The organism is Lapillicoccus sp. (assembly GCF_036559105.1).
GTDB lineage: Bacteria > Actinomycetota > Actinomycetes > Actinomycetales > Dermatophilaceae > Lapillicoccus.
Map to the genome: position 1 here is coordinate 1 of NZ_DATBTV010000143.1, position 9087 is coordinate 9087.

Annotated in this window: 10 protein-coding genes; 4 read left to right on the forward strand and 6 right to left on the reverse strand. The window is 71.0% G+C overall.

Features of this window, described 5'->3' with window-relative positions:
• A partial coding sequence (cysS, locus tag VIG79_RS17530) for a cysteine--tRNA ligase (protein ID WP_331887959.1) occupies positions 1-1371 on the reverse strand: 1371 nt, incomplete at its 3' end.
• Between the two features lie 56 nt (positions 1372-1427).
• Here cysS and VIG79_RS17535 point away from each other — a divergent pair.
• The 3 genes from VIG79_RS17535 (at position 1428) to VIG79_RS17545 (ending at position 4582) form a co-directional block, all read left to right on the forward strand.
• Positions 1428-2189 (forward strand): hypothetical protein, encoded by a 762-nt coding sequence (locus tag VIG79_RS17535; RefSeq protein WP_331887961.1) that lies wholly within the window; start codon positions 1428-1430, stop codon positions 2187-2189.
• 69 nt (positions 2190-2258) lie between these two features.
• Positions 2259-2762, forward strand: coding sequence for a DUF6069 family protein (locus VIG79_RS17540; RefSeq protein WP_331887963.1), 504 nt, complete (start codon positions 2259-2261; stop codon positions 2760-2762).
• A gap of 56 nt (positions 2763-2818) precedes the next feature.
• Positions 2819-4582 (forward strand): ABC transporter ATP-binding protein, encoded by a 1764-nt coding sequence (locus VIG79_RS17545; protein ID WP_331887965.1) that lies wholly within the window; start codon positions 2819-2821, stop codon positions 4580-4582.
• Here VIG79_RS17545 and VIG79_RS17550 read toward each other — a convergent pair.
• The 3 genes from VIG79_RS17550 to VIG79_RS17560 all read right to left on the reverse strand — a co-directional run bounded on the left by VIG79_RS17550 (position 4521) and on the right by VIG79_RS17560 (position 6886).
• Positions 4521-5837: an alpha-hydroxy acid oxidase gene (locus VIG79_RS17550; RefSeq protein ID WP_331887967.1), complete on the reverse strand. Its 1317-nt coding sequence runs from the start codon at positions 5835-5837 to the stop codon at positions 4521-4523. The genes VIG79_RS17545 and VIG79_RS17550 overlap by 62 nt on opposite strands.
• 94 nt (positions 5838-5931) lie before the next feature.
• Positions 5932-6594 (reverse strand): DNA alkylation repair protein, encoded by a 663-nt coding sequence (locus VIG79_RS17555; protein ID WP_331887975.1) that lies wholly within the window; start codon positions 6592-6594, stop codon positions 5932-5934.
• A 109-nt stretch (positions 6595-6703) separates the two neighbouring features.
• Positions 6704-6886 (reverse strand): hypothetical protein, encoded by a 183-nt coding sequence (locus tag VIG79_RS17560; RefSeq protein WP_331887969.1) that lies wholly within the window; start codon positions 6884-6886, stop codon positions 6704-6706.
• 46 nt (positions 6887-6932) lie between these two features.
• Here VIG79_RS17560 and VIG79_RS17565 point away from each other — a divergent pair, with 46 nt between their 5' ends.
• On the forward strand, positions 6933-7154 hold the full coding sequence (locus VIG79_RS17565) for a hypothetical protein (protein WP_331887971.1): 222 nt from the start codon (positions 6933-6935) through the stop codon (positions 7152-7154).
• 19 nt (positions 7155-7173) lie between these two features.
• Here the strand turns inward: VIG79_RS17565 and VIG79_RS17570 are convergent, their stop codons facing one another.
• A complete protein-coding gene (locus VIG79_RS17570; protein WP_331887977.1) occupies positions 7174-7794 on the reverse strand; it encodes an MBL fold metallo-hydrolase in 621 nt (206 codons plus the stop codon).
• Positions 7795-7808: 14 nt separating this feature from the next.
• Complete coding sequence (locus tag VIG79_RS17575; RefSeq protein ID WP_331887973.1) at positions 7809-8894, reverse strand: S-(hydroxymethyl)mycothiol dehydrogenase; 1086 nt, start codon at positions 8892-8894, stop codon at positions 7809-7811.
• Positions 8895-9087 lie beyond the last annotated feature (193 nt).

A 9087-nucleotide genomic window follows, 5' to 3' on the forward strand; every position in this document is an offset into this window, starting at 1 on the left:
GATTCCAGCCTCGGTCAGCCGGTCGCGAATCGCGTCGGCCGCCTCGAAATCCCTTGCCGCGCGGGCGGACTGGCGAGCAGCAAGCTGGTCGGCGACCAGTGCGTCGAGAGCGGTGAGCGCGTCGTCCGCGCCGCCGGGGCCGGCGTTGTCCCAGATCGGCGAGAGCGGGTTCACTCCGAGCACCTCGGTCATGGCCACGACCGCCGCGGCGGCCTCGTGCGCCGCGTCGTCGTCACCGTCGTCGAGGGCGGTGTTGCCCGCACGTACCGTGTCGTGGACGACGGCAAGCGCCCCGGACACGTTGAGGTCGTCGTCCATCGCGTCCCGGAAGGGTTGCGGCAGAACACCGTTCACGCCCACGAGCGAACGCATACGGTCCACCCGCTCCAGGAAGCCCGCGATCCGCTCGACCGTGGCCCGCGCCTCGATGAGCGAGCCCTCGTGGTACTCGATGGTCGAGCGGTAGTGCGCCGCGGCGAGGTAGTAGCGCACGGCCAGCGGGGTCGCCACCTCGATGACCTTGCTGACCTCCAGCGCGTTGCCGAGGGACTTGCCCATCTTCTGGCCCTTGACCGTCACCCAGGCGTTGTGGAGCCAGTAGCGCGCGAAGCCGAGGCCGGCCGCGTGGGACTGCGCCTGCTCGTTCTCGTGGTGGGGGAAGCGCAGGTCGATGCCGCCGCCGTGGATGTCGAAGGTGTCACCGAGGTAGCGGCGGGCCATCGCCGAGCACTCGAGGTGCCAGCCGGGGCGGCCCGAGCCGTAGGGGGTGGCCCAGGAGGCGCTCGGCGGCTCGTCCTCCTTGTGACCCTTCCACAGCGCGAAGTCGCGGACGTCCTTCTTACCGCGCGGGTCGGCGTCCTCCGCGGCGGCCATGTCGTTCGGTGACTGGTGGCTGAGCGACCCGTACTCCGGCCAGGACATCACGTCGAAGTAGACGTCGCCGGAGCCGTCCGGCGAGGGGTATGCGTGTCCACGCTCGATGAGGTCGTCCATCAGCGCCACCATCTCGGGGATGTGCCCGGTGGCCCGCGGCTCGTAGGTGACGGGGAGGACACCGAGGGCGTCCAGGGCGGCGGCGGTCAGGCGTTCGTTGCGGTACGACAGGGCGTACCAGGGCTCACCGACCTCGGCGCTCTTGCGCAGGATCTTGTCGTCGATGTCGGTGACGTTGCGGACGACGGTCACGTCGTACCCGTGGCCGGTCTCCAGCCAGCGCCGCAGCACGTCGAAGGCGACGGCGAACCGGACGTGCCCGATGTGGGGCGCTCCCTGGGTCGTGAGTCCACAGATGTAGATGCCCACGCGTCCCGGCTCGAGGGGTTCGAAGTCGCGCGGGGCACGCGCGGCCGTGTCGTAGAGGCGGAGGGGCACCGCCCGAGTTTATCGGCGCGGCGTCGCCCGTCCTGACGCTCACTACGCTGACCGCCATGTCGACGCGCGGGGGCCTCTCGGACCACCGCCGGTACGACCGGCTGGACCCGGACAAGGTCAGCGACACGCTGGACCAGCTCCAGGCCCGCATCGTCGACCAGTTCCCCCACCGGCACCTCGCCCAGGTCGCGACCGAGGTGGGCGAGGTGATCCGCCGGATCGAACGGCAGGCGAGCGAGAACGCACCCGTACAGCGTTTCGTCTACTTCGCCTCACGGATGGCGATCGTCCTGCTCGTCCTCCTCATCGTCGTCGCGATCGTGTCGGCCGTCGGGACCGGGGCGGCCCAGATAGGTCCCGCCCGGGCCGTCGACTGGCTGCAGTACGTCGAGAGCGGGGTCAAGGACGTCGTCTTCGCGGGAATCGCCATCTTCTTCCTCATGACCGTGCCGGCCCGGGTCCGTCGCCGGCGGACCCTCGAGACGCTGCACCGGCTCCGCTCGCTCGCCCACATCGTCGACATGCACCAGATGTCCACGTCGCCGGAGAAGCTGCTCCCCCGCGGGGAGGGCGGTCAGGCCGACCAGGGGTCGCTGACCCGCGCCGAGCTCGGCCGCTACTACGACTACTGCAGCGAGCTGCTCACCATCGTGTCGAAGGCGGCCGCCCTCTGCGCCGAGCAGTCCACCGACCCCGTGGTACTCGACACGGTCAGCGAGATCGAGGTCCTCACGACCGGGATGTCCCGCAAGATCTGGCAGAAGATCAGCATGCTGCACCTCGCGCAGCAAGGCCCCTCGGCAGCCCCACTGACCTGACCCTCGCTCGCGGTTGCGGTGGCCTCGCTGCGGGTACCGTTTGCGGAAACGCGGCACGAAGGAGCACGGATGGCACAGAACCCCTACCGGGGCTCGTCGCAGCCAAGGCCGTCGCCGCGCCCCGAGCTCGACGAACGGCGGTTCCGCGCTGCCGGGCTGGCCACCTCGATCGTCGCCGCCCTGATCGCCGTCGTCGGCGTGGTCATCGCGCGCGGCGTGTTCAAGATCCCGCTCCTCGGCTCGCCGGACAGCGGGGTGTGGGGCAACGCCGCGACCCTCGCCTATGCCGGCGCCGCGTTCGGCTGCGGCCTGCTGGCCACCGGGCTGCTGTTCCTCCTCCTGCGGACGACACCATCGCCGATCACGTACTTCGGGTGGATCGTCGGCCTGGTGACGGCCGTGGCCGCGGTCATCCCGCTGACGATGGGATCGGACTTCGGCGCGAAGGTGGCGACGTGCCTGATCAACGCGGCGATCGGCATCGCCATCGGCACCCTGACGGTGTCTTCCGCGCGCCGGTCGATCCTCTACTCCCCGCCGACCGAGCCCGAGCTCCAGCCGCCGTTCATCTGAGTGTCCGCGGCCCACCGCCGCCGGGACGATGGGACAGAGGAACGTAGGCTGACCGGATGGATGAGGGGGCGGTCGCTGCTCCCGAACCCACGGTGGCTACGTGGCGGGTGCTCCTGGGGTATGCGCGCCCGCACTGGCGCATGCTGGTCCTCGGCGGCCTGCTCAGCCTGGCCACCGCCGCCACCGGTCTCGCACTGCCGTTGGTGGTTCGCGAGCTGATCAGCACCCTCGGCACCGAGCGGCCCGTCAGCGGCCTGGTGGCCCTCATGACGGTGCTGGTGGTCGCGAACGCCGCCATCGGTGCGCTCGGCGGTTACGTCCTGCGGCGCACGGCGGAGACCGTGGTCCTGGAAGCGCGTCGCGGCCTGCTGGCCCGGCTGCTGCGGCTGCGCCTGTCGGCGGTCGAGCGGCACGAGCCCGGCGATCTCATGTCGCGGGTGACCGCCGACACCACGCTGCTGCGCGAGGTGACCATCGGCACCCTGGTCGGCGGGATCACCGGGTTCCTCACGCTCGGCGCGACCATTGTGCTGATGGCGCTGTTGGACCCCGTCATGCTCGCCGTGACCCTGGTCGCGCTCGGGCTCGCGGTCGTGGTCATCGGGGTCGTGGTGCCGCGCATCAACCGGGCGTCGAAGCGCGCGCAGGAGTCGGTCGGCGTGATGGGTGCGGCCCTGGAACGTATGTTCGGCGCGTTCCGCACCGTGAAGGCGTCCGGCGCCGAGGAGCGCGAAGGTGCGCGGTTGGACGCCGCGGCCACCGAGGCGTGGCGGGCGAGTGTGCACGCGGCGACGTGGAGCTCCATCGCCGGCAACACGGCCGGCCTGGCCATCCAGGTGGCGTTCATCGCGGTGCTCAGCGTCGGTGGGCTCCGGGTCGCCTCGGGAAGCACCACCATCGGCACCCTCGTCGCCTTTCTGCTCTACGTGTTCTTCCTCATCGCGCCGGTCAACCAGCTCGCCGGCGCGGTCACCCAGTACCACGTGGGTGCCGCCGCCGTCACCCGGATCCAGGAGGCCGAGGCCCTGCCCGTCGAGCCGACCGGCGCGGCGACCGGTCTGCCCGAACCCGGCAGCCCGCCCGCATCGGTCACCTTCGAGCGGGTGCTGTTCCGGTATGCGCCGGACCTGCCCCTGGTGCACGACGGCGTCAGCTTCGTCGTCCCGCCGGGCGGGATGACCGCCTTCGTCGGTCCCTCCGGCGCCGGCAAGACCTCGGTCCTGTCGCTCATCGAGCGGTTCTACGAACCGGACCAAGGGCGGGTGTCCGTCGACGGCAGGGACGTGCGCGACTGGCCGATCGAGCAGCTGCGAGCCGCGATCGGCTACGTCGAGCAGGACGCACCGGTGTTGTCCGGGACCCTGCGGGAGAACCTCGTTTTCGGTGCTCCCGACGCGACCGATGACGAGGTCCAGGAGGCCGTGCGGACCACCCGGCTCGTCGCCATGGTGGCCGGACTGCCCCAGGGCCTCGAGACCACCGTCGGCCATCGGGGGATGAAGCTGTCCGGCGGCGAGCGTCAGCGGGTGGCGATCGGCCGGGCGCTGCTGCGCCGCCCCCGCCTGCTCCTCCTCGACGAGGCCACCTCACAGCTCGACGCGGTGAACGAGTCCGCGCTGCGCGAGACCATCGCCGACGTCGCTCGCACCACGACCGTCCTCGTCGTCGCGCACCGGCTGTCCACGGTCACGATGGCCGACCGGATCATCGTCATGGACGCCGGCCGGGTCCGGGCCGTGGGCTCGCATACCGAGCTGGTCAGCCAGGACCCGCTCTACCGTGAGCTGGCCGCGACCCAGTTCCTCCTCGCGGCGTCGTAGCGACCTCCATCGGCCGCACCGACCGGGGCACCGGCGCGAGCCGTTGCAGCTGGGTGACGTGCCGTGGTTCGAGCTCGTCGAGGCTGGTGACGCCGAGCAGCTGCATCGTGCGGGTGACTTGGCCGGCGAGGATGTCAACGGCCCGGTCGACGCCGGCCTCGCCCCCGGCCATCAGGCCGTAGAGGTAGGCGCGGCCGACGAGGGTGAAGCGGGCCCCGAGGGCGACGGCGGCGACGATGTCAGCTCCGGACCGGATGCCGGTATCGAGGAGGATCTCGTACTCCGAGCCGACCTCGCGGACCACGTCGGGCAGCAGGTGGAACGGGATGGGAGCCCGGTCCAGCTGGCGCCCTCCGTGGTTCGACAGGACGATCCCGTCGACACCGACGTCGGCGACGCGGCGGGCGTCGCCGAGGTCCTGGATGCCCTTGACGACAACCTTGCCCGGCCACTGGTCCCGGATCCAGGCCAGGTCCTGGAAGTCGACGGTCGCGTCGAACATCGTGTCGAGCAGCTCCCCGACCGTTCCCGACCACCGGTCCAGCGACGCGAACGCCAACGGCTCCGTGGTGAGGAAGTCCCACCACCACCACGGCCGGGGCAGCGCGTCGAGAACGGTCCGGACACCCAGCGCGGGCGGGATGGAGAAGCCGTTGCGTTTGTCGCGCAGCCGCGCCCCCGCCACCGGGACGTCGACGGTGACCAGCAGCGTGTCGAACCCCGCCTTCGCCGCCCGGTCCACCAGGGCCATCGACCGGTCCCGGTCCTTCCACATGTACAGCTGGAACCAGTTCCGCCCGTCCGGGTTCGCCGCCCGCACGTCCTCGATCGACGTGGTCCCCATCGTCGACAGCGAGAACGGTATGCCGTACCGCCCGGCGACCCGCGCCCCGGCCACCTCCCCCTCGGTCTGCATCATCCGGGTAAACCCGGTCGGCGCGATACCGAACGGCAACGCGACCGGCCCGCCCAGGACCTCACGGTCTGTCGTGACCTCGGCCACGTCCCGCAGCACGTTCGGGTGGAACTCGATGTCCTCGAACGCCTGACGAGCCCTCGCGATGGAGATCTCGGACTCGGCGGCCCCCTCCGTGTAGTCGAACACCGCCGTCGGGGTCCGGCGCCGCGCGATCCGACGCAGATCCTCGATCGTCAGCGCGTCGGCCAGCCGCGCCGCCCTACGGTCCAGCCGAGGGGCCCTGAACCGCAACAGGGGACGCAGGTCAGCGGGACGGGGGATCTGTCGGGCCACCATGGGAGTCGGGTCCTTACCGGGTCGGGAAGCAGCAGTGCGAGTACTGAGCGTCCCACGCCCCTCACGACGCCGGCGCTGGTCGTGTCCGGCACGCCTAGCCGGACTTCCGTCGTGCGACCATCTCGGTGATCCATACCGGGGCGAACGGGGACGTGCAGTTGGGGGGCGTCGGGTAGTCCTCCAGGACCCGCAGTCGCTCGCCGACGTCGATGGCCCTTGCGCGGTACTTCTCGTGTTCGATGCCGATCTGGGCGAGACAGTGGTTCATGGCCCACTGCAGGCGATCCGGTGCGCCGCTCATCTCCGCCTCGATCTCGTCGAGCAGTGCGCCAAGGTCGAGCCCCTCGGGCCTCTTGGCCACGCGATCGGTGGTCAGCGCCCAGCCCGCGCTCTCGACGCCCGGGTCCGGATCGGCCAACCAGGCCACGCGCAGCTCCTCGCCGTACGGGCTCTTTCTCACGACGTAGCTCACGAGCCAGTCGTGCACCTTGGGAGTACGCGCTTCACGCACCATCGCGTCGAGCTCGTCCCGGTCGAACGCCCTCGGGCGGCAGACGAGGATCGCCAGCAACCGGGCCGACGCGCCTCCCGTCGCCCACAGCTCGCGGGCGAGGTCCTGCTGCGTCCCGAGCCGTTTGGCCAGGACTCGGAGCTGGCCGAGGTTCACACCGTGGGCGTCACCATGCCTTCGGTTCACCTCGAGGACCTTGGGGTCCTCGAGGGCGGCCAGCTCGGCCATCACCTCGGCCACCGCCATTGCCGCCGTCGTCTCCGTCACGTTGCCCACCCGTTCCCTCGCACCGGGACACCATTGTCCGACGGCGAGGGGATCGCATGGACCTCCAGTCGGAGGATCTTTGCCCCGATCACGGCAGGAATCTTCCGCCCGAAGGCGCGTCTTGCCGCCTATCGACGACATCGTGCTCGTCCTCGCCGGCGAGCGACTCGGCGCCGGCATCGTCGTCGGCGGCCGGCTGGTCCGCGGGGCCGGTGGCGCAGCCGGCGAGCTGGCCCTCCTCGGGATCGTCGAGGGGGTCGGCGACACGCACGGCATCGGTGCCGTCGCCCGGATGAGCGGCCAGCCGGTTGGTCGGCGTGCTCAGTGGCCTGCTCGACCCGGAGCTGGTCGTCATCGACGGCGGCGTCAGCGAGGTCGTCGACCTCATTCACGACGACGTCGTCCGCGAGCTGCCGCGGTGGTTGAAGCGGGTCCCGCGCATCGAGGCCAGCCGTCTGGGCGACGCCGGGGTCGTCACGGGTGCGGTCCGACGCGCCCTGGACCAGGCCCACGAGGAGAGCCGCGCGACGCTCGTCTGACGCCGGTCGGTGCCGCCGGTCAGTGACCCCGGTCGAGCCACTCCCGCAGGTGTGGGGCCTCGGCACCGATGGTGGTCGAGTCGCCGTGCCCGGTGTGGACGACCGTCTCGGGCGGGAGCGATAGCAGCCGGTCCTGGATGGACTGGACGATGGTGCCGAAGTCGCTGAACGAGCGCCCCGTCGCTCCAGGTCCGCCCTGGAAGAGCGTGTCACCGGTGAACACCACCCCGAGGGCCGGAACGTGGAAGCAGCAGGAGCCCGGCGAGTGACCGGGCGTGTGCCGAACCTCGACCTCGACGCCACCGACCCGAAACCTCTGGCCGTCGGTCAGCTCGCCGTCCGGGGGCCGCGAGTGGACGCGGTCCCAGAGCATCCGGTCGGCCGGGTGCAGGTACGCGGGTGCGCCGGTCGCCTCAGCGAGGGCCACCGCAGCGGTGACATGGTCGTCGTGCGCGTGCGTGCACAGAACGGCCACGACCCGGCGGTCGCCGACGAGCGCGAGGATCGGTGCCGCGTCGTGGGGCGCGTCGACGACGACGCACTCGTCGTCGTCCCCGAGGACCCAGAGGTTGTTCTCGACGTCCCAGGTGCCCCCGTCGAGGCTGAAGGTGCCGGAGGCCACCCCGTGGTCGACGCGCATACCGGCGCCGTCGCTCACAGCCGGACGACCGAGCGCAGCACGTCGCCGCCCTTCATCGCCTCGAACGCCGCCTCCACGTCGCCGAGATCGATGGTGTCGGTGACGAAGGCGTCGAGGTCGAACCGGCCCTGGCGGTAGAGGTCGACGAGCATGGGGAAGTCGCGAGAGGGCAGGCAGTCGCCGTACCAGCTCGACTTCAGCGAGCCGCCGCGACCGAAGATCTCCAGGAGCGGCAACGTGATGCGCATGTCCGGGGTAGGTACGCCGACGAGGACGACGGTGCCCGCGAGGTCGCGGGCGTAGAAGGCCTGTTCGTAGGTCTCGGGCCGCCCCACGGCCTCGATGACGACGTCCGCCCCGAAGCCGCCGGTCAGCTCACGGATCTTCGCCACGGGATCGTCAGTGCCGGAGTTGACGGTATGCGTCGCGCCGAACTGCTTGGCCCGCGCCAGTTTCCGGTCGTCCACGTCCACGGCGACGATCGTCGTGGCGCCGGCCACCGCCGCACCGGCGACCGCCGCACACCCCACGCCGCCGCAGCCGATGACCGCCACGCTGTCGCCGCGGCCGACGCCGCCGGTGTTCACGGCGGCGCCGAAGCCGGCCATGATCCCGCAGCCGAGCAGGCCCACCGCCGCGGGGTCGGCGTCGGGGTCGACCTTGGTGCACTGACCGGCGGCGACCAGGGTCTTCTCGACGAACGCGCCGATCCCGAGCGCCGGGCTGAGCTCGGTGCCGTCGACGAGGGTCATCTTCTGGGTCGCGTTGGCCGTGTCGAAGCAGTACCAGGGCTCACCCTTCGCGCAGGCCCGGCACCGGCCGCACACCGCTCGCCAGTTGAGGACCACGAAGTCTCCCGGGCTGACCTCGGTGACCCCGGCGCCCACCGCCTCGACGACCCCGGCGGCCTCGTGGCCGAGCAGGAACGGGAAGTCGTCGTTGATCCCGCCCTCGCGGTAGTGCAGGTCGGTGTGGCATACCCCGCACGCCTGGACCGCGACGACGACCTCACCGGGACCAGGGTCCGGGACCACGACATCGACGAGCTCGACCGGGGCACCCTTGCTGCGGGCGATGACGCCAGTGACGGTCTGTGGCATGGGCTCACCCCATCACACGCTGTCGATCTCGCGGCACTGGACTCCGTTTCCCCAAAGTTTGCCCAATCCTTGACCCTTTCCACCTTCCAGGAGTGCCAGTCTCGGGCCAGGTCCGCATCCATCGGACCGGCTCGGGGGGACGGTCGGCCAGGGAACGAGGAGCAAACGTGAACAGACTCATCAGCACGGTCGG

Excerpts from the sequence above, each read along its gene's own strand:
- VIG79_RS17535 (WP_331887961.1), top strand. The coding sequence starts at position 1,428 with ATGTCGACGCGCGGGGGCCTCTCGGACCACCGCCGGTACGACCGGCTG.
- VIG79_RS17540 (WP_331887963.1), top strand. The coding sequence starts at position 2,259 with ATGGCACAGAACCCCTACCGGGGCTCGTCGCAGCCAAGGCCGTCGCCG.
- VIG79_RS17545 (WP_331887965.1), top strand. The coding sequence starts at position 2,819 with ATGGATGAGGGGGCGGTCGCTGCTCCCGAACCCACGGTGGCTACGTGG.
- VIG79_RS17550 (WP_331887967.1), bottom strand. The coding sequence starts at position 5,837 with ATGGTGGCCCGACAGATCCCCCGTCCCGCTGACCTGCGTCCCCTGTTG.
- VIG79_RS17555 (WP_331887975.1), bottom strand. The coding sequence starts at position 6,594 with ATGGCGGTGGCCGAGGTGATGGCCGAGCTGGCCGCCCTCGAGGACCCC.
- VIG79_RS17570 (WP_331887977.1), bottom strand. The coding sequence starts at position 7,794 with ATGCGCGTCGACCACGGGGTGGCCTCCGGCACCTTCAGCCTCGACGGG.
- VIG79_RS17575 (WP_331887973.1), bottom strand. The coding sequence starts at position 8,894 with ATGCCACAGACCGTCACTGGCGTCATCGCCCGCAGCAAGGGTGCCCCG.